We start from the raw sequence: 19,936 nt of genomic DNA on the forward strand, positions 1-19,936 counted from the left end.
GCCGCGCATGAGCGGCAAGCCGCATTCGCCGTCCTGCGAGCGCAACCGCGATCCCATCCTCGAGGTGCTGCGAGGCTATTTCCCGGCGCAGGCCGAGGTGCTGGAAATCGGCAGTGGCACCGGCCAACACGCGGTGCATTTCGCCGCGGCCATGCCGCGCTGGCGCTGGCAATGCGCCGACCGCGCCGAACACCTGCCCGGCATCCGTGCCTGGCTGGACGAAGCGGGTTTGCGCAACACGCCGTCGCCGTTCGAGTTGGCGGCGGTGGCCGAACCCGCACCCGGTTTCGCGCCGCGCCCGCCGATACCGCACGACCCGGTGAGCGGCGCGCATGGCTTTGATGCCGTCTTCAGCGCCAACACCCTGCACATCATGGGCTGGCCGCAGGTGCAGGGCCTGTTCGCCGGACTGGCCACGGTGCTGGCCGATCGCGCGACGCTGGCGATCTACGGCCCGTTCAATTACGCCGGCGCCTACACCAGCGACAGCAACCGCGAGTTCGACGGCTGGTTGAAAGCGCGCGATCCGGCCTCGGGCATACGCGATTTCGAAGCGGTCGATGCGCTGGCGCGCGGCATCGGGCTGGCGTTGATCGCCGATGTGCAGATGCCGGCCAACAACCGTTGCCTGATCTGGCGGCGCTGACGCTCGCTGCGTGGTGATGGCGCAGCGGCTACGCGTGCGCCGCCGCGCCCACTGCGGGATCGCGTCGGACCCGGTTGTGCCTTAGTCCGATGCGGTCGGCAAGTGCGGCGCTGACGCGGCGGCCTGCGCATCCGCGGCCAGCTCCAGCAAGGCCAGGGCGCGCCGGCAGGCGTTGGCGATGTCGTCGACCAATTGCGGTATCAGCGCGTGGGTGACGCCGGCTTCCTGCAGCTGCCGGGCTTCGGCGACGGCTTCGTCCGGAAGCACCCGGGCCATGACCGCCAACGACTCCCGGGCGAAATCGGCCTCCAGGTTCATTTCTCTGGCCAGGGAAATCCAATCGCGCGGATTGATCTCCAGCCAGTGATAGTGCCTGCCCATCTTCATGGCCATGCGGATTCCGTGCACATTGCCTTGGGCGTAGGGCCAGACGCTGGAAATGTCGTACAGCGGCGCAAGCCGCGTTCCGCCGCCTTCGCCCAGCAACATCGAATAGTTCTTGCCGTGGGCATCGGTTCCGGCGATCAGCCAGTTGAACATCTGCGCCAGGAACAGCGTTTCCACGTCCGTGCGCGGCATCAGCGAATGCTGGCGCAGCAGGGACGCCATCGTCCGAGGCGACGGACCGCCTCGGTTCTGATACTTGCGCTGCGGATGAATGCCCAGCGCCTGGCAGAAGTCCTCTTGGTGAACGCGCTGCCAGACGCCTTCCGGAGTGCGCTGGCGGTCGTAGCGCTCGACCGAAATAGCGATCTCGCCGTCGAAATGCAGAATGCTGGAGCGTGCCGTGGGCAGGCCCATCCTGGCCGCCAGCCGCAGACAGAAGTGCTCGTTCTCGACGTAGCCGTCATGGTCGCCGCTGGGCGGTTTGAGGATGTGCGTGGTGGGGATGCGTCCGCTCGGAATCGCCCAGCGACCGCCCTCGTTGAGCAGTGCGATTTTCGGCTGCGCGCCGGCCAGGCTGAATTGTCCGATGTCATCGGGACGGCGGGCGGCGCCGCTGTCCATCCTCAGCCTGCGCAGCCGTTCGCCGAGCTGCGCGTCGTCCAGCCATTCCTTGTGGTCGTCGCTGCCGTCGAGCAGGGCCTCCAGGCGATCCGGGCGAACGAGTTGGATCGCGCCTGCGCAGTCCTCGCCCACATGCGACAGCAGGGCCAGCGGATTGCGGGCCGACACCTGGAACCTCGTGGCCCAGCGTTGCAGGGTGTGTTCGTTGTCCGGCAGAAGCCCCCACAGCAGCGCCGAGACCGTGTCCGAATCGTTATGGCGTTCCTCGGCCAGCGGCAGGCTCAGTGAAAGCGGCATGGCGGTGAGGGAGCCGCGCCAGCCAGGGGCGTACTCGAAGCGCAGGCGGCCGTGCGCATCCTCGAAAAAGCGCCCGACGAAGGTCTCGTTGAGCAGTGCCCACAGTTCCATCAGCGTTCTTCGTCGTCTTTGAGGGGCTTGTTTCGGACCCTGCCGGTGCGCTTAGGTTTCGCGATCGGTTCGGAAGCCGGCGCAGTGCGGTCGGCAGGCCCGCCTGCCGACGGTGTTGCGATCGTTGTGGCCGTGCTGGCAGCCGGCAGGGCTTGGGTCGCTCGCGCCAACGCAGATGCTGCGCCGGCCGCGTCCAGCTTTTTCAGCCAGTCGGCGGCGCTGCCTGGCAAGGGATTGGCCAGCGCCGCCAGTTGCGACGATGCGGTGTTCGCGTCGAGCTTCTTCATCCACTCGGTGGCGCTGCTCGGCAAGGGGTTGGCCAGTGCCGCCAGTTGCGACGATGCGGTGTTCGCGTCGAGTCTCTTCATCCACTCGGTGGCGCTGCTCGGCAAGGGGTTGGCCAGTGCCGCCAGTTGCGACGATGCGGTGTTCGCGTCGAGCTTCTTCATCCAGTCGGCGGCGCTGCTTGGCAAGGGATTGGCCAGCGCCGCCAGTTGCGACGATGCGGTGTTCGCGTCGAGTGTCTTCATCCAGTCGGTGGTATGGCCGAGTGCCAGGCCACGATTCGGTCCATGCCGATTCAGGACGTCGTTGATGTCGATGCCGGGCGAGGGCGTGTTGACGGGAGCGGTGGCCGGGGCCTTGCGCGCGGACGATTCGGTGTGCAGCGACAGACCCAGGGCATGCAGCGCGCGTAGAGCCAGATCCAACTCGGCACGCGGCTTGCCCTTCTCCATGTCGATGACCCATTGCCGGCTGGCGCCGACCTCCGCCGCCAGTCGGGCCTGATCCCAGGCCAGCTCCTTGCGCCGGTTGCGGATGACGGTGCCCAGGTCTTTGGGGGTCTTGATGATCGGCATGCCTGGCATCCCAGGTAATCGAATGGTGACATTAGTCTAATGTAATTGATCGTTTACATGCACTGAATGTCAGCGTAAGAACACACGCAATGTAATCGATCGTAGACATAAAGCAAATGTAAGCGATCGGCTACACCGGTTCCAAGCTGGGTTAGCCGGTTCAGCATGCGATGGCGCTCGCTGCCGCGGCGCGTAAACGGTGGCGTTTTCCCGGCGCCAGCCCGTATCGTCGCCCCCACGGCAGGGACGCCCGATCCACGGGCGCAGCCCGGACGCCGTCGCCCCCACGGAGCTTTCCCGCATGCGTCTTTGGATCCTGTCCCTCGCGCTGAGCGCCGTCGCGCTGCCCTGTTTGGCGGGTGACCCGCCCACTGCGGCCGATGTCGCCGGTTTCGCCCAGCAGCAACTGCAAGACAACTATCCCAGCGACGGCCCCGGCGCCGCGTTGCTGGTGGCGCGCGGCGATCAGGTGCTGTTCCGCGGCGCGCGCGGCGAGGCCAGCGTCGAGCTGGGCGTGCCGCTCAAGCCCGACAGCGTGTTCCGGATCGGTTCGGTGACCAAGCAGTTCGCCGCCGTCGGCCTGCTCAAACTGGTCGAGGCCGGCAAGGTGTCGCTGGACGATCCGCTGTCCAAGTACCTGCCCGACTATCCCAACGCGGCCAAGATCACGATCGCCCAGCTGCTCAACCACACCTCGGGCGTGAAGAGCTACACCGGCATCCCCGGCGTGATGGCCGGTCCGATCCGCATGGACCTGACCACCGCGCAGCTGATCGACACCTTCAAGAATCAACCGGTGGATTTCGCGCCCGGCGCGCAGTGGGCCTACAACAATTCCGGCTATGTGCTGGTCGGCGCGGTGATCGAAGCCGCCAGCGGCCAGCCCTGGCACGAATACCTGCGCCAGACCCTGTTCCAGCCGTTGGGCCTGACGCACACGCGCTGGGGCGACGACCACGCGCTGATTCCGGGCCAGGTGCAGGGCTACACGCTGAGCCAGGGCGCTCCGGCGCCGGCCAACTACGCCAGCATGAGCCAGCCGCACGCGGCCGGCGCGCTGGTGTCCACGGTCGACGACCTGCTGCGCTGGAACCGTGCGCTGCACGAAGGCAAGGTGCTGCGCCAGGACACCTACGCGCGCATGATCCAGCCCGAAGGCGCCGCGCAGAAAGAGCATTACGGCTACGGCCTGGAGCGCACCACGCTGCGTGGCGGCGATCTGCTCGCGCACGGCGGCGGCATCTTCGGCGCGATGTCGTTCCTGCTGTATCTGCCCGCCAGCGACGTGACGGTGGCGATCGTGCAGAACAGCGACAGCGTCGCGCCCGGCAAGCGCGCGCCGGAAGTGCTGGCGCGCAAGCTGGCCGCCTACGCGATCGGCCAGCCGTACCCCGAACTCAAGTCGGCCGCGTTGCGCATCGATCAGCTCAAGCCGCTGGAAGGCGTGTACCGCACCGACGCCAGGACCGCACGCGCGATGCGCGTGGTGGACGGGCGTCTGGTGTCGCAGCGCATCGGCGGCCAGCGCGTGCCGATGGTGGCGATCGCGCCGGACGAATTCCTGTTCGAGGACGGTTTGAGCCGCCTGCGTTTCGAACGCGACGCGCGCGGCAAGGTCACCGGCACGCGCTTCTTCGCCGACGGCGAGGGCGAGGGCGTCGTCTCGCCGCTCACCGACGAGCCGTTGCCGGCCGAAACGGTGGCCGTCGCGCTGCCCGCGGCCGCGCGCGAGCGCGTGGTCGGGCGCTACACGCGCGAGGCGATGGTGCTCAACGTGTTCCAGCAAGGCGAGCAGCTGATGGCGCAGATGGCCGGCCAGCCGGCGTTCGCGCTGGCCGCGACTTCGCCGACGCGCTTCGTGATCGACTCGGTCGGCGCCGCGCTGGAGTTCGCGCCCGAGCCCGGCCCCGCGCGCACGATGACCCTGCGCCAGGGAGGCGCGGTGCTGGAGTTCCAGCGCGCGCCGTGAGGGCATCGCCGCGACCGTGTCGGTGCATCGGACGGGGCAGAAGTCACACGACTCGCCCCGTCCCTCCGACCTGCGGGCTGCGGCTGCTTCGGGCCGCGCCCAAGCCTGTGCCCAAACCGGCAATCGCGAGCGCCATCGCGATTTCCATGCCCTATGGCAGGGGTGCGGCGGCGGGTTGCACGTAGGATGCGGGTTCGTCCTCGTCGCACCGGAGCCGTTGCATGTCCCCTCGTCCGTCGCTCGCCCTGCTGCCGCTGCTGATCGCGGCCTGCCTGCCGCTGTCGTCCGCGCGCGCCCAGACCGCGCCGCCGACCGATGCCGCGTATCCGGGCACGCTGGCGCTGGAGGTGGACGCCACCGACATCGCCCATCGCGTGTTCCGCGCGAAGCAGCGCATCCCGGTGCAGGCCGGGCCGCTGACGCTGTTGTATCCGCAATGGCTGCCCGGCACGCATTCGCCCACCGGCCCGATCAACAAGCTCGCCGGCCTGAGCATCCAGGGCAACGGCCAGCGCATCGCCTGGCAGCGCGATCCGCTGGACGTCTACGCGTTCAAGCTGGTCGTGCCCGAGGGCGTGAGCACGATCGAGGTCGCGTTCGATTTCCTCTCGCCCACCGGCGGCGACCAGGGCCGCGTGGTGATGGGACAGGACCTGCTGAGCCTGCAGTGGAATACCGTCGCGCTGTATCCCGCCGGCCACGATGCCGGCCGCATCCAGATCGCGCCGACGCTGAAGCTGCCCGCCGGCTGGCAGGCCGCCACCGCGCTGGAAGTCGAGGCGCGCGAAGGCGACACGCTGCGCTACAAGCCGGTCTCGTTCGAGACGCTGGTGGATTCGCCGTTGTTCGCCGGCCGCCATTACAAGCAGATCGATCTGGCGCCGGGCGCCAAGGTGCCGGTGCGCCTGAACGTGGTTGCCGATCAGGCCAAGTATCTGGACGCCAAGCCCGAACAGATCGACGCGCACCGGCGCATGGTCGAACAGGCGTTGCGCGTGTTCGGTTCCCAGCACTACGACCGTTACGAATTCCTGTTCTCGCTGTCCGACCAGATCGGCGGCATCGGCCTGGAGCACCACCGCTCCAGCGAGAACGGCCTGGACCCGGAGTACTTCACCGACTGGGACAAGAGCGCGTTCGGTCGCGACCTGCTCGCGCACGAGTTCACCCATTCCTGGAACGGCAAGTTCCGCCGTCCGGCCGATCTGGCCACGCCGAACTTCAACGTGCCGATGCAGAACAGCCTGCTGTGGGTCTACGAGGGCCAGACGCAGTACTGGGGCTATGTGCTGACCGCGCGCGCCGGTTTGTGGAAGCCCAAGACTGCGATGGAGGTGCTGGCGATGACGGCCGCGTCCTACACCACCGACCGCCCCGGTTTCGGCTGGCGCAACGTGCAGGACACCACCAACGATCCCATCATCGGCCTGCGTCGGCCGCAGGCGTATCGCAGCCAGCAGCTCAGCGAGGACTATTACTCGGCCGGCCAGCTGATCTGGCTGGCGGTCGACGCCAAGCTGCGCGAACTCAGCCGCGATAAGCGCTCACTGGACGACTTCGCCGCCGCCTTCTTCGGTGTCGACGACGGCAGCTACGCGGTCAAGACCTATACCTACGACGACGTGGTGACGACCTTGAACGGCGTCGCGCCCTACGACTGGGCCGCGTTCCTGCGCCAGCGTCTGGACGCCAACGCCGCGCCCCTGGACGGCCTGGCCGCGAGCGGCTGGAAGCTGGTCTACACCGACAAGCCCAGCGACTACTTCAAGCAGACCGAGGGCAAGCGCAAGGTGGTCGACCTGACCGCGTCGCTGGGCGTGATCGTGGCCAACAAGGACGCGGCGGTGTCGTCGGTGCGCTGGGACGGCCCCGCCTTCAACGCCGGCCTGGCGCCGGGCTCCAATCTGATCGCGGTCAACGGCTACGCCTACGAAGGCGAGCGCCTCAAGGACGCGATCACCGCCGCCAAGACCCAGGGCCAGCCGATCGAGCTGGTGGTGAAGCAGGGCGACGTGGTGCGCACGGTGCGCATCGACTACCGCGAAGGACTCAAGTACCCGAGTTTGGAGCGCATTCCCGGCACGCCGGATCGCTTGTCGAAGATCCTCGCACCGAAGTGAGGCTGGGACCGGCCCCGGGCGCGCGAGGCCGTCCTCGCGTTCCCTGGGGTCAATCCGCACGGGAACGCACGCGCGTGCTCGAAATGAGTCCGGTGCCGGCGCTGCGCGGCGGCGTTGCCACCTGCCCCAATGGCGGCGGTCAGCTGCAGCCGCATCCTAACCGCATCGCCAAACCTAACGCGCGAGTCCGTCTGCGCTTCATACGTGCGGAGCCCCGAAGCAGAGGGCGCTCCGGTGAACACTCGCCGCGACGCAACCGCCGTACGCCCGCGTTCAGGCGATGAGACCGTCGGACCTCGCGTATTCAACCGGTGAAGCGTTGCAGCAACTGTTCGATGCCCCGCGCATTGACTGCCGCGACCCCACGGAACGCCGGACCGATGCGCTCGTCCGCCGCCGCGCGCTGCCATAGCACGAGCGCGGCCTCGCCGGCCCAGCGCCAGCTGTCCATCGCGCCGACCGGCACCGGAAGCAGGTACGGGCGTTCGTGTACCGCACCGCCGGCGCCGGGCCGGTAGTGCATGGGCAGCATGTCGTAGACCGGTGCCAGCTCGACCCGCAGGCGATCGGGCTGGCAAAGGAAGCTGAGGTTGCCGAAATGCATGTCGGTGTTGCCGATGAAGCGGCCGAACAGATGCAAACGGCGGATGCGTTCGGCATCGTCGTCGCCGATCAGACCTTCGCGCTGCAAGGCGGCTGCCGCGACCGGCCAGTTGCCGGGGTCGCTGCCCGTGTAGGCGGCATCGAGCGCAAGCAGCGACACCATGCCGCGACGGCCGCGCTGCGCCGTGCGGTCGAAGCGCGTGGATTGCAGAAAGCGCCAGCCGTCGCTGTCGATCAGTTCGGTCGGGGCCGCTTCGATGCCGCGTTCGGACAGTACTTGGCCCGCCAAATGTTCGCAGGCCAACAGGTTGGCCCAGCGACGCGCGGTGGCGTTTTCAGGGTCGTGACGGGCGAACTTCACGATGACGCATTGACGTTCGCCCGTCGGCAGTTCCAGTTCGGCGGTGAACTTGGGCTGCTCGCCACCGGCCGAGGAGCCGGGCGCCTCTCCCGCTTCCGCCTGACGCGCGCGTTGCGGATAGGCTCGTGCGCATTCGCCTGGCGCGATGAGGGTGTCGAGGTTATCCAGCACCGTGTGCAGCAGCGCCTGCTCCAAGGCGTGCTCGCCTAGCACCAGGTCGCCGGGCAGGTCGCTGCCGCGGCGCAGCAGGGCGGTCACTACGTCTTCGGGCTGCCAAAGCAGAACGTCCGGGGGCGCCTCCAGTTCGGCGGCATGGCGATGCGCGAAAGCGCGACCCAGAAAGCCCTGCGGGCGCAGATCATCCAGAAACCAAGGCAGATCCGGATACAGGCCGTCGCTGAATTCGCTGTGCTGGTACAGCGGCAGCGGTCGTTCGGATTGCAGGAACCAGCCGCCGTGCACGACGTGCAATCGGCCCAGTCGATCGGGTTGGCCATCGGGCGTGATCCGATGCAGCGGCCAGTCGCTTCCGGCCCGCCCCAGCGGACGCGATAGCGCGTAACGGGTCGAGCGCGCACGACCAATGCGGATCAGGCGCGTGCCCAGCCCGGCCAGGGCGCGCGACACCGTGGGCTGGCTCAGCCCCATCGCCGCAGCCAGCTCGGCGGCGGTCAGCGGCCCGCGACGCAGCAGGGTCTCGGCGGTCTCAGTGTGGCGGCTCATGCCTTAGTGAATATATTTATGAATAGATAGTCAAGTAATTGAGTGACTTTAAACCGCGAAACCGAGGCTATAGGCTTGAAGAGCCGCAATTTCGTGAATAGATACTTTTGGCTGCACCAAGCACGGCCCATCGTCAAACGCTCAAGGAGTACCCGGGTCGGCGTCGCGCGTCAAAAAAAACCCCGCTGCCGCGGGGTTTTCTTGCATCCGTGTTGCGCAGCGCTTACGCCGCCTGCACGATCCGCAGCGGATTGCGGTACTGCTTGATCAGCTCCGCCTCGCGCTCCTTGGCCTGGTGCAGGTGCGCTTCCTTGACGTGGCCGTAGCCGCGGATGTGCTCCGGGATCGAGGCGATTTCTGCGGCCAGGTCGACGTTGCCGTTGTCCAGCGAGCCCAGCAGGTCGGCGACGGTGCGCTCGTAGTCGGCGATCAGCTGGCGCTCCATCTTGCGCTCTTCGGTATAGCCGAAGATGTCGAGCTTGCCGCCGCGCAGCTTGCGCAGCTTGGCCATCCACTTGAACGCGGTCAGCACCCAGGGGCCGAACTCCTGCTTGATCAGGCGGCCTTGCGCATCCTTCTTGGCCAGCAGCGGCGGGGCGAGGTGGAACTTGAGCTTGTAGTCGCCGTCGAACTGCTGCTCCAGCTTGCGCTGGAATTCGCCGCTGGTGTACAGGCGCGCGACTTCGTACTCGTCCTTGTAGGCCATGAGCTTGAAGAAGTAACGCGCGACCGCTTCGGCCAGATCGGTCGAACCCGGCGCCTTGGCCGTTTCGGCGGCGCGCACCTGGGCGACGAAGTCCGCATAGCGCTTGGCGTAGGCGGCGTCCTGGTAGTCGGTGAGGAAGGCGACGCGGCGCGAAATCAGTTCGTCCAGCGAGCGCGACAGGCGCAGGTCGTCCAGCGGCAGGAAGGCGACGTTGTCGCTGTCGGCCTGGGCCGGCACGTGGCGCAGTTCGTCTTCCTTGCGGGTCGCGCGCGGCGCCGAGGTCGCGCCCCACTCGTTGCCTTCCCACTCGCCCGGCGCCAGGTGCGGCAGGTCGCGTGGGGTGGCTTCGGCACGGGTCGGCGCGTTGCGCACCAGGCCCGCGGCCTCGGCCACGGCGGCCGGATCGACCACGGCCAGGCGGCCCCAGGCGAACGCGGTCTTGTTCATTTCGATCGCGGCGCCGTTGAGCTCGACCGCGCGCATCAGCGCATCGAACGCGATCGGCACCAGGCCGCGCTGCCAGGCGTAGCCCAGGATGAACAAATTGGTCGCGATCGCGTCGCCCATCAGCGCGGTGGCCAGCTGGGTGGCATCGACCACGTGCGGATCCTGGCCGCCCAGCGCGACCTTGACCGCGGCGACGATGTCGGTGGCCGGGAACTGCATGTCCGGACGCGTGGTGAAGGTGCCCGGCATGGCTTCGTAGCTGTTGAGCACGACCGCGCTGCGGCCGGCACGCACCTTCGACAGCGCCCAGTAGTCGTTGACCACGACCATGTCGCAGCCCAGCACCAGGTCGGCCTCGCCGGCGGCGATGCGCACGGCGTGGATGTCGGCCGGGGTCTTGGCGATGCGGATGTGGGTGGTGACCGCGCCGCCCTTCTGCGCCAGACCGGTCTGGTCGAGCACCGAGGCGCCCTTGCCTTCCAGATGACCGGCCATGCCCAGCAGCGCGCCGATGGTGACCACGCCGGTGCCGCCGACGCCGGTGATCAGGATGTTCCAGGGCTGGTCCAGCGCCGGCAGCTGCGGCAGCGGCAGATCGGACAGACGGTCCTTGGCGTTGCTGCCCTTCTTCTTCTTCAGGCCGCCGCCGTGCACGGTGACGAAGCTGGGGCAGAAGCCGTTGACGCAGGAATAGTCCTTGTTGCAGTTGGACTGGTCGATCTCGCGCTTGCGGCCGAACTCGGTTTCCTTGGGCAGCACCGACACGCAGAACGACTTCTTGCCGCAATCGCCGCAGCCTTCGCAGACCAGGCTGTTGACCATCACGCGCTTCTGCGGATCGACCATCTTGCCGCGCTTGCGGCGGCGGCGCTTCTCGGTGGCGCAGGTCTGGTCGTAGATCAGCACGCTCACGCCCTTGGTCTCGCGCAGGCGCTTTTGCACCTCGTCGAGTTCCTTGCGGTCGTAGAACTCCATCTCGCCCGGGAAGATCTCGCGCTTGTTCCACTTGGCGATGTCGTCGGACACCAGCACGATGGTCTGCACGCCTTCGCTGCGGACCTGGTGCGCGATCTGCGGCACCGACAGGGTGCCGTCGACGGGCTGGCCGCCGGTCATCGCGACCGCGTCGTTGTAGAGGATCTTGTAGGTGATGTTGACGCCGGTGGCGACCGACTGGCGGATCGCCAGCGAGCCGGAGTGGAAGTAGGTGCCGTCGCCCAGGTTCTGGAACACGTGCGGCGTTTCGGTGAACGCGGCCTGGCCCGACCAGGTCACGCCTTCGCCACCCATGTGGGTGAAGGTGTCGGTGCTGCGGTCCATCCAGGTCACCATGTAATGGCAACCGATGCCGCCCAGCGCGCGCGAGCCTTCCGGCACCACGGTGGAGGTGTTGTGCGGGCAGCCCGAGCAGTAGTGCGGCACGCGCGGGAACGCGGCGCGCGGCAGGGCCAGTTCGGATTCCTTCTCCTCCATCCAGCGCAGCACGTCGCGCATGTGCTCGCTGTCATGGAAGCGCTGGATGCGGCGCGCGATCACGCCGGCGATGCGGGCAGGGGTCAGTTCGCCGGTGGACGGCAGGATCCAGTCGCCGTTCTCGTCGTACTTGCCGACGATGGACGGTCGCTGGCCACCGTCCCAGTTGTACATCGACTCCTTCATCTGGCTTTCGATGAAGGCGTGCTTCTCCTCGACCACCAGGATGTCCTGCAGGCCGCGCGCGAATGCGCGCAGACCAACCGGCTCCAGCGGCCAGGTCATGCCGACCTTGTACACGCGGATGCCCAGTTCCGAGCACGCGCGCGCGTCCAGGCCCAGGTATTCCAGCGCCTGCAGCACGTCCAGGTAGCTCTTGCCGGTGGTGATGATGCCCAGGCGCGCGTTCGGCGAATCGATGACCATGCGGTCGATCTTGTTGGCGCGCGCGAACGCCTGCGCGGCCTTGACCGCGTACTGGTGCAAACGCATTTCCTGATCCATCGGCGGATCCGGCCAACGGATGTTGAGGCCGCCCGGCGGCAGCTGGAAGTCGTCGGGGGTGACGATCTGCAGCGCCAGCGGATTGACGTCCACCGAGGCCGAGGACTCGACCGTTTCGGCGATGGTCTTGAAGCCGACCCAGCGGCCGGTGTAACGCGACATCGCCCAGCCGACCAGGCCCATGTCGAGGATGTCCTGTACGCCGGCCGGGTTGAGGATCGGCATCATCGCGCTGACGAACTCGCCTTCCGAGCCGTGCGGCAGCGTCGAGGAGCGGCAGGCGTGGTCGTCGGCGGCCAGCGCCAGCACGCCGCCGTGCTTGCCGGTGCCGGCGGCGTTGGCGTGCTTGAACACGTCGCCGGTGCGATCCACGCCCGGGCCCTTGCCGTACCACATGCCGTACACGCCTTCGACCTTGGCGCCCGGGAACAGATTGGTCTGCTGCGTGCCCCAGACCATGGTCGCGCCCAGATCCTCGTTGAGGCCGGGGGTGAACTTCACGCCGGCCGCTTCCAGATGCTTGCGCGCGCGCCACAGCTCCAGGTCGAAGCCGCCCAGCGGCGAGCCGCGGTAACCGGAAATGAAACCGCCCGTGTTCAAGCCGGCGGCCTGATCGCGCAACCGCTGCATCAGCGGCAGGCGCACCAGCGCCTGCACGCCGGACAGATAGATGCGGCCTTCCTGACGCGTGTACTTGTGCTCCAGTCCGTAGTCCGGATCGAGGACGGAATTGGTCAGGGAAGTGTTCGCCGACGAGGGCGAGCTGAGTTCTGCGGTGCTGGTCATGGCGGGCTCTCGCGGCGGTGCCGCGGGTGGGCTGGCGGGGGACAGGACGGGATGTCCTGATCGGAGCCGGCGAGCGCCGGACCCGAGCAAAGACTCGGAATTATAGCCTTTGTGGCGAAAGCGGCCGCCAGGCGGCCCGCGCAAGGCCCGTCGCCAGCACTGGGGACACACGCGTTGTGGCCGCCGCCGTCGCCTGAAACCGCTTACCGCCCCGATTCGCGTTCGCCACGGCCGGACGCTAAGGTCGCGGCCATGCGCGTGTATCTCGACGACGAACGAACGACTCCGGACGGCTGGGTACGGGTGTACTGGCCCGACGAGGCGATCGCGTTGCTGCGCCAGGGCGGCGTGACCGAACTCAGCCTGGACCACGACCTGGGAGACGACGCGCGCGGCACCGGTTACGACGTGATCGCCTGGATCGAGGAGGCGGTGGCGTTGGAGCGTTTCCGTCCGCCGCGCATCGTGGTGCACTCGGCCAACCCGTCGGCGCGCCTGCGCATGGAGGCGGGGATAGCGGCGATCGCGCGTTGGGCCGCGCGTTTGGATGCGTCCGCGTCGGATGCGTCGCCATGAACCGCCCGCCCGCACCCGCCCACGTCACGGTCCTGTTCGAATTGACCGCGCTCACCCACAGCGGCAAGGTCAAGCGCGTGCTGTCCGGTTATCGGCCGCTGTACGGCATCGCGTCCGACCTGTGGACGTCCACGTACCACGAGTTCATCGGCGTACCGCACGTGGACACCGGCGAGCGTGCGCGCGCCGAGGTCTGGTTGCTGGCGCCGGAGCAGTATCCCGGCACGCTGTGGGTAGGGCGCGAGCTCAAGGTCGCGGAAGGTGCGCGCGATGTCGGCGTGGCGACCGTGCTGGCGGTGCATCATCCCTTGCTCGCGCGCGAACCGCCGGCTTGAGCGCGTTACTCCTGACGTCCACCGCATCCTGCGGACTGCGTGCGGCCGCCATGCGATCGGCCGGTGCGCAGGTGTCGCGCCGCGCCGCTACCATTCGCGCCATGAAAACGATCCCGCTCTTCGCCGGCTGCGCGCTGCTGGCCGCCTGCGCCACCACACCGCAGGACTATCCGCTGGACCGGCTGCAGCACTTCGTGGGCACGCCGTACTCGGCGCTGCAGCTGCGCATGGGCCGTCCGCACCGCGAGAAGTCGCTGGACGACGGAACCATGGCGATCTGGGGCGCCAACGTCACCGGCCCCGAAGCGATCATGGCCAACGACAACTGCCAGTTCGTGTTCGTGATCAGCACCGACGGCCTGGTGCGTTCCGTGGACATGACCGGGCGCGCGTCGGTGTGCCGGCACTTCATCGACATCAAGGATCTGGACCAGCCCTGAGGTCGCCCGGCGTCGATGGCCCGCAGTCTTGAGCGATACCTCGTTCGCTGCGGGCTCAATCGAGTTCGGCGCGCGCGAGCAGATCGCGCAGCGCGTCGTCGTCGCGATACAGCGCGCGCAGCGCCGTGCCCAGGGTTTCCAGGTCGGCGCGTTCGCCGCCGACCGACAGCATGCCGGCCTCCGGATCGAAGCGCAGCCGGCCCTGCAATTGCGGCAGCCGTTCGGCCACCACGGCCTGCGCCAGCGCACTCCAGTCGTAACCGTTGCCGCTCCAGCCCGCGTCTTCGCGCTCGGCAAACAGGTGCTGCTTGGCCTCCATGCCCGGTTCGGCCAGCAGCAGCGCGCGATAGCCGCCGCGGTCCATGAGGATGAAGGGGGCGTAGCTGTTGCGGTCGGTGCGGTCGTCGCTCATGTCGAATCCTTCGTCGGCGCGAAGCGCGCGACAGCGCGCGCGGATCCATCGTCGGGCGAATCGATCATAACGCCGGCCGGCGTCAGCGCTGTCCGGCGATCCAGCTGTCGGCGACGTGCAGCGCGTCGTCTAACGCGACCAGGTCCGCGCGGTACCCCGGCGCGATGCGGCCCAGCTCGTGGCCCAGGCCGAGGAAGTCGGCCGGATAAGCCGAGGCCATGCGGCAGGCCTCGTCCAGCGGCAGGCCCAGGCGTTGCACGGAGTTGCGCACCGCCGTGGCCATGTCCAGCGCGGAACCGGCGAGGGTGCCGTCGGCGGTGCTGCACTTGCCGTCGCGGCAGGTCATGGTCTGGCCGTAGAGCACGAAGTCTTCGCGTTCTCCGCCGACCGGCGGCATCGCGTCGGTGACCAGCATGATCTTGCCGCGCGGCTTGGCGGCGATGGCGATGCGCAGCGAGGCGTCGTGCACGTGCTCGCCATCGACGATCACGCCGCACCAGCTGTTCGCATCCTCGATCGCCGCGCCGACGCCGCCGGGTTCGCGGCTGCCCATCGGCGTCATCGCGTTGTACAGATGGGTCACGCCGCGCACGCCGTGGGCGAAGGCTGCGCGCAGGCGCTCGTAGTCCGCGGCGGTGTGGCCGGCGCAAACCAGCACGCCGCGCGCGGCCAGGGCCTGCAGGGTGGCGTTGTCGAAGCGCTCCGGCGCCAGTGTCAGCATGGTCTTGCCCGTGCCCAGCGAGGCGATGCGGTCCAGTTCGTCCGCGTCCGGGGTGTGGAACTTGTCGGGGTTGTGCACGCCCTTGCGCGCGCTGGCCAGGTACGGCCCTTCCAGATGAATGCCGAGGATGCCCGGCAGGCCCTGCGCGATCGCCTCGCGCACGGCCGCGATCGCGCGCAGCATCACCTCGACGTCGTCGCTGATCAGGGTCGGCATCAGGCCGGTGGTGCCGTAGCGGCGGTGCGCCTGCGCGATGCGGCGCAGGCCTTCGACATCGGGCGCGTCGTTGAACAGCACGTCGCCGCCGCCGTTGACCTGGGTGTCGATGAAGCCGGGCACCAGGTAGCGCCCCTGCAGATCGATCGTCTGCGCGCCCGCAGGCGCGACGCCCGGAACCACGGCGACGATGTGGCCGTCTTCGACGATCACGCACAGGTCGGATTCGAAACCGCGCTCGCTGAGCACGCGGCCGTTGACGAAGGCGGTGGCGGCGCTGGCGGACATCAGACCGTCTCGGTGACCTTGTTCAGATGCGGCGGCAGATCCGGATTGTGCCCGCGCGCCACCGACAGCGCATTGGCGGCCTTGTAGAAGCTGGCCACGGTCAGCAAGGGCGTCATCGCCGGATGCCGCGAGCGCGCCAGCGGCAGGGTGCCGGCGCCGTCGCGGCCCGGCGCGGCCAGCCACACCGGTGCGCCGCGCGCGCGGAATTCCTCGGCCACCGCGACCGTGCCGTCGCCGGTGCCGTCGTCCTGGGCGAAGGCCAGCACCGGAAAACCGGGGCCGACGATCGCCATCGGCCCGTGCTTGACCTCGGCGCTGCTGAATGCCTCGGCGTGCAGGCCGCAGGTTTCCTTGAACTTGAGCGCGGCTTCCTGCGCCGCGCCCAGGCCCAGGCCGCGGCCGACCACGAACAGGTTGCGCGCGTCCTTCAGGCCCTCGACCAGCGGCGACCAGTCTTGCGCGAACGCGGCGCGCAGCGATTCGGGCAGGGCGTGCACGGCGTTGAACAGCGCCGCGTCGTTGCTCCAGCGCGCGGTCAGCTGCAGCAGCGCGGCCAGCGAACACAGGTAGCTCTTGGTCGCCGCCACGCTGGTCTCGGGGCCGGCGTGCAAACCGAGCACGGTGTCGGCCACGCGCGCCAGCGGCGAGTCGGTGACGTTGACCAGCGCCACCACGTGCGCGCCGGCGGCCTTGGCGATTTCGGCGTTGCGCACCAGGTCCGGACTTTTGCCCGACTGCGAGATCGCCACGAACAGCGCGTCCTCGAGCTTGGGCTGGATCGCGTACACCGAGCCCACCGACGGCGACGCCGACGCGGTCACCAGGCCCAGCTGGGTTTCGAACAGGTACTTGCCGTAGGTGGCGGCGTGATCGGAGCTGCCGCGCGCGCAGGTGACGATGAAGCGCGGCGGGCGCTGGCGCAGGTAGTCGCTGAGGTCGTCGACGGCGTCGGCGTTGGCGGCGAACTGGCGCGCGACCGCGTCGCCGGCCTCCTCGGCCTCGGCGTACATGCGCGTGCTCGTGGGGTCCAGCGGCAGGTCGGTGCTCACGGTGTGGTTTCGCTCTGCAGTTCGGCGACGAAGTCGTAGGCGTCGCCGCGATAGAAGGATCGGGTGAACTCGACGACGCGGCCGTCGTCGAGGAAGGTGCGGCGTTCGATGAACAAGCCCGGCGCGCCTTCGGGCAGGCCCATCAGGCGCGCCTGTTCGGCGTCGAAGGCGATCGCGCGCAGCCGCTGCAAGGCGCGCGCGGGACGGATGCCGAGCTTGGCGAAGGCTTCGTACAGCGAGTTTTCGACCAGGCCCGGATCGGGCAGCACGGCCAGCGGCACCACCGTGCGCTCCAGCGCCAGCGCCACGCCGTCGGCGGTGCGCAGTCGGTAGTAGCGGATCACCGCCGCGCCAGGCGACAGGTTCAACGCCATCGCTTCCTCGGGCGTGACCTCGCCGACGCCGCGTTCCAGGAAGGTCGAGCGCGGGTCCAGCCCGCGCGCGCGCAGATCGTCGGTGAAGCTGGTCAGGCGCGAGAAGGATTTGACGATGCGTTCGGCGACGAAGGTGCCGGCGCCCTGGCGCTGCACCAGCAGGCCGTCGGCGACCAGGCCGGCGATGGCCTTGCGCACGGTGACCCGCGACAGGTCCAGCAATTTGCCGAGCTCGCGCTCGCCGGGCAGGGCCTGGCCGGCGGTGAGCTCGCCGTTCTCGATCGCGTGCTGCAGGGTTCGGCGCAGGTGTTGGTAGGCCGGCGCGCGACGCGTCTGGGCCTGGCGGCGGAACTCGCTGACGAGGTAGGGCTCCATGGGTAAAAGATACCAGTCACAGACCACTAGGGGCAACCTGGGCCGTGACGCCTGTCATAAATGGTTGATTTCAGGCTTATTTGATTAACTGGTATCTGACTGGTATCTTTCCTGGTATGGTTTTGCCCATACCAGTCCGAGCCCGTCCATGAGCGTGTATTCCGTGCCCACTCCTTCCCAGGCGCCGCATTCGGCGCCGCTGGCCCCGTTCGACCTGGTGATCTTCGGCGGCACCGGCGATCTGGCCCTGCGCAAGCTGCTGCCGGCGCTGTTCCATCGTTACGCCGACGGCCAGATCGTCGCCGGCACGCGCATCGTCGCGATCGCGCGCGACAGCCAGAGCGACGACGACTACCGCGGCCGGGTGCGCGAGGCCCTGGCCAAGTTCGCCAATCTCGACGCGCGCGAATCCGACGCGATCGACGGCTTCCTGGCGCTGCTGCTGTACCGGCGCCTGGACCTGAGTTCGGACGCGGGTTGGCCGGAGTTCGCGGCCGAGTTCGCCGGCGACGAGCGCGTGCGCGTGTTCTACCTCGCGGTCGGGCCGGACCTGTTCGGCATCGTCGGCGACCGCCTGCAGTCGCACGGTGTGGTCGGGCCGAAGACGCGGGTGGTGGTGGAAAAGCCGCTGGGCAAGGACGGTGCCAGCGCCGATGCGATCAACGATGCGCTGGGCCGCGTGTTCGCCGAGACGCAGATCTTCCGCATCGATCATTACCTGGGCAAGGAAACGGTGCAGAACCTGACCGCGCTGCGCTTCGGCAACGCGCTGTTCGAACCGCTGTGGAAGGCCGAGCACATCGACCACGTGCAGATCACCGTCGCCGAAACCGTCGGCGTGGAATCGCGCGCACCCTACTACGACAAGTCCGGCGCGCTGCGCGACATGGTCCAGAACCATCTGCTGCAGCTGCTGTGCCTGGTGGCGATGGAACCGCCGTCGTCGCTGGCTGCCGACGCGATCCGCGACGAGAAGCTCAAGGTGCTGCGCGCGCTGCGCCCGATCGAAAACGGCAATGCCGGCCAGTACACCGTGCGCGGCCAGTACAAGGCCGGCGCGGTCGACGGCCGCGCGGTGCCGGGTTACGCGCAGGAGCTGGGCGCGCAGTCGCACACCGAAACCTTCGTCGCGCTCAAGGCCGAAGTGAAGAACTGGCGCTGGGCCGGCGTGCCGTTCTACCTGCGCACGGGCAAGCGCCTGGCCGAGCGCGTCTCGGAAATCGTGGTCACCTTCCGCCAGGTGCCGCATTCGATCTTCGAGGATCTGACCGAACAGGACCCGTCCAGCCGGCTGGCGCCGAACAAGCTGGTGCTGCGCCTGCAGCCCGACGAGGGCGTGAAGCTGTGGCTGATGAACAAGGTGCCCGGCCCCGGCGGCCTGCGCCTGCGCCACGTGCCCTTGGACATGAGTTTCGCCGCGGCCTTCGGCGGCCGTCAGGCCGACGCCTACGAGCGCCTGCTGATGGACGTGGTGCGCGGCAACCCGATGCTGTTCATGCGCCGCGACGAAGTCGACGCGGCCTGGAAGTGGATCGACCCGATCCGCGCCGCCTGGGCCGCGGGCGCCGAGGCGCCGCGCCCCTACACCGCCGGCAGCTGGGGCCCCAGCGCCGCGGTGGCCTTGATCGAACGCGACGGGAGGACCTGGCATGAAGATGCAGGCTGAGCGCTTGACCGTGATCGAACCGCTGCCGCTGCCCTTGCACGAGCGCAACTTCGACGACGCCGAACAGCTCGCGCAGGCGCTGGCCCGGCAGGTCGCGGCCGACCTGCGCGGCGCGCTAACGCGTCATGGCGAAGCCTGCATCGCGCTGTCCGGCGGCAACACGCCCAAGCGCTTCTTCGAGGCGCTGTCGACGCAGACGCTGGACTGGGCGCGGGTGACGGTGCTGCCGGTGGACGAACGCTGGCTGCCGCCGGAGCATCCGCGCTCCAACGAAAGACTGCTGCGCGATCATCTGCTGCGCCACAACGCCGCCAGCGCGCGCCTGTTGCCGATGTACCGTCCCACCGAAACGCCGGAAGCGGCGCTGATGCCGGTGCTGACCAAGATCGCCAACGAAGGTCTGCCGCTGGACGTGGCGGTGCTGGGCATGGGCGAGGACGGCCACGTCGCCTCGCTGTTTCCGGACCTGGGCCGCGACAATCCGGCGCTGCGCGACATCGGCCTGCAGCCGCGCGGGCGCGCGCCGGTGATGGCGGTGCGCACCGAGGCCATGCCGGAGCCGCGCATGAGCCTGACCCTGAGCGCGATCTTCACCGCGCCGGCGCTATACCTGCATATCGAAGGCGCGAAGAAGCGCGCGCTGCTCGACGCGGTGCAGCGCGACCCGCGCAGCATGCTGCCGATCCGCTCGGTGCTGGCCGGCGCGTCCGCGCCGCCGACGCTGTACTGGAGTCCGTGATGCGCTTGCACATGGTGACGCCACCGCGCCGAAGGAACGCACACTCGCCCCCTTTGAAAAAGGGGGCAGGACCCGCGTAGCGGGTACGGGGGATTTTCTTTTGCTTTTGTCGTTGCTGCTGCTGGAAAGTA

Annotated in this window: 16 protein-coding genes; 8 read left to right on the forward strand and 8 right to left on the reverse strand. The window is 68.5% G+C overall.

All coding sequences use genetic code 11. From position 1 onward, the window contains the following. Window positions 1-7 precede the first annotated feature (7 nt). Entirely contained in the window at window positions 8-646 is a 639-nt protein-coding gene (locus tag LVB77_RS01950; protein ID WP_232908544.1) for a DUF938 domain-containing protein, read from the forward strand. A gap of 81 nt (window positions 647-727) precedes the next feature. Here LVB77_RS01950 and LVB77_RS01955 read toward each other — a convergent pair whose 3' ends face one another. Continuing rightward, a complete protein-coding gene (locus LVB77_RS01955) occupies window positions 728-2,062 on the reverse strand; it encodes a type II toxin-antitoxin system HipA family toxin (protein WP_232908545.1) in 1,335 nt (444 codons plus the stop codon). Next, entirely contained in the window at window positions 2,062-2,922 is an 861-nt protein-coding gene (locus tag LVB77_RS01960; RefSeq protein ID WP_232908546.1) for a helix-turn-helix transcriptional regulator, read from the reverse strand. Before LVB77_RS01960 ends, LVB77_RS01955 begins: the two co-directional genes overlap by 1 nt. 301 nt (window positions 2,923-3,223) lie before the next feature. On the opposite strand from LVB77_RS01960, the gene LVB77_RS01965 reads away from it, so the two are divergent. Continuing rightward, entirely contained in the window at window positions 3,224-4,891 is a 1,668-nt protein-coding gene (locus tag LVB77_RS01965; RefSeq protein WP_232908547.1) for a serine hydrolase domain-containing protein, read from the forward strand. Between the two features lie 221 nt (window positions 4,892-5,112). Continuing rightward, window positions 5,113-7,011 (forward strand): peptidase M61, encoded by a 1,899-nt coding sequence (locus tag LVB77_RS01970; RefSeq protein ID WP_232908548.1) that lies wholly within the window; start codon window positions 5,113-5,115, stop codon window positions 7,009-7,011. Window positions 7,012-7,315: 304 nt separating this feature from the next. On the opposite strand, the gene yjjJ is transcribed toward LVB77_RS01970, so the two are convergent. Further along, entirely contained in the window at window positions 7,316-8,698 is a 1,383-nt protein-coding gene (yjjJ, locus tag LVB77_RS01975; protein WP_232908549.1) for a type II toxin-antitoxin system HipA family toxin YjjJ, read from the reverse strand. Window positions 8,699-8,921: 223 nt separating this feature from the next. After that, the gene (locus LVB77_RS01980) at window positions 8,922-12,614 is read right to left on the reverse strand and encodes an indolepyruvate ferredoxin oxidoreductase family protein (protein ID WP_232908550.1); all 3,693 of its coding nucleotides are present in this window, start codon (window positions 12,612-12,614) and stop codon (window positions 8,922-8,924) included. 252 nt (window positions 12,615-12,866) lie between these two features. Here LVB77_RS01980 and LVB77_RS01985 point away from each other — a divergent pair, with 252 nt between their 5' ends. From LVB77_RS01985 to LVB77_RS01995, 3 genes are all read left to right on the forward strand, one after another. After that, window positions 12,867-13,190: a cyclic-phosphate processing receiver domain-containing protein gene (locus LVB77_RS01985; RefSeq protein WP_232908551.1), complete on the forward strand. Its 324-nt coding sequence runs from the start codon at window positions 12,867-12,869 to the stop codon at window positions 13,188-13,190. Next, window positions 13,187-13,525 carry a hypothetical protein gene (locus LVB77_RS01990; RefSeq protein ID WP_232908552.1) on the forward strand — a complete coding sequence of 113 codons (339 nt, stop codon included), beginning with the start codon at window positions 13,187-13,189 and terminating at the stop codon, window positions 13,523-13,525. Before LVB77_RS01985 ends, LVB77_RS01990 begins: the two co-directional genes overlap by 4 nt. Window positions 13,526-13,626: 101 nt before the next feature. After that, entirely contained in the window at window positions 13,627-13,965 is a 339-nt protein-coding gene (locus LVB77_RS01995; protein WP_232908553.1) for a hypothetical protein, read from the forward strand. A gap of 55 nt (window positions 13,966-14,020) precedes the next feature. Here the strand turns inward: LVB77_RS01995 and LVB77_RS02000 are convergent, their stop codons facing one another. The 4 genes from LVB77_RS02000 to LVB77_RS02015 all read right to left on the reverse strand — a co-directional run bounded on the left by LVB77_RS02000 (window position 14,021) and on the right by LVB77_RS02015 (window position 17,400). Further along, a complete protein-coding gene (locus LVB77_RS02000; RefSeq protein WP_232908554.1) occupies window positions 14,021-14,377 on the reverse strand; it encodes an Imm51 family immunity protein in 357 nt (118 codons plus the stop codon). Between the two features lie 82 nt (window positions 14,378-14,459). Continuing rightward, complete coding sequence (nagA, locus tag LVB77_RS02005; RefSeq protein WP_232908555.1) at window positions 14,460-15,602, reverse strand: N-acetylglucosamine-6-phosphate deacetylase; 1,143 nt, start codon at window positions 15,600-15,602, stop codon at window positions 14,460-14,462. After that, on the reverse strand, window positions 15,602-16,612 hold the full coding sequence (locus LVB77_RS02010; RefSeq protein ID WP_232910428.1) for an SIS domain-containing protein: 1,011 nt from the start codon (window positions 16,610-16,612) through the stop codon (window positions 15,602-15,604). Before LVB77_RS02010 ends, nagA begins: the two co-directional genes overlap by 1 nt. 35 nt (window positions 16,613-16,647) lie before the next feature. Beyond that, entirely contained in the window at window positions 16,648-17,400 is a 753-nt protein-coding gene (locus LVB77_RS02015) for a GntR family transcriptional regulator (protein WP_232908556.1), read from the reverse strand. 148 nt (window positions 17,401-17,548) lie between these two features. Here LVB77_RS02015 and zwf point away from each other — a divergent pair, with 148 nt between their 5' ends. Together zwf and pgl are read left to right on the forward strand one after the other, a co-directional pair. Further along, the gene (gene zwf / locus LVB77_RS02020) at window positions 17,549-19,066 is read left to right on the forward strand and encodes a glucose-6-phosphate dehydrogenase (protein WP_232908557.1); all 1,518 of its coding nucleotides are present in this window, start codon (window positions 17,549-17,551) and stop codon (window positions 19,064-19,066) included. Then, window positions 19,050-19,805, forward strand: coding sequence for a 6-phosphogluconolactonase (gene pgl, locus LVB77_RS02025; RefSeq protein ID WP_232908558.1), 756 nt, complete (start codon window positions 19,050-19,052; stop codon window positions 19,803-19,805). Before zwf ends, pgl begins: the two co-directional genes overlap by 17 nt. The last annotated feature ends 131 nt before the right edge of the window (window positions 19,806-19,936 follow it).

The organism is Lysobacter sp. 5GHs7-4 (genome assembly GCF_021284765.1).
Taxonomy (GTDB): domain Bacteria; phylum Pseudomonadota; class Gammaproteobacteria; order Xanthomonadales; family Xanthomonadaceae; genus Lysobacter.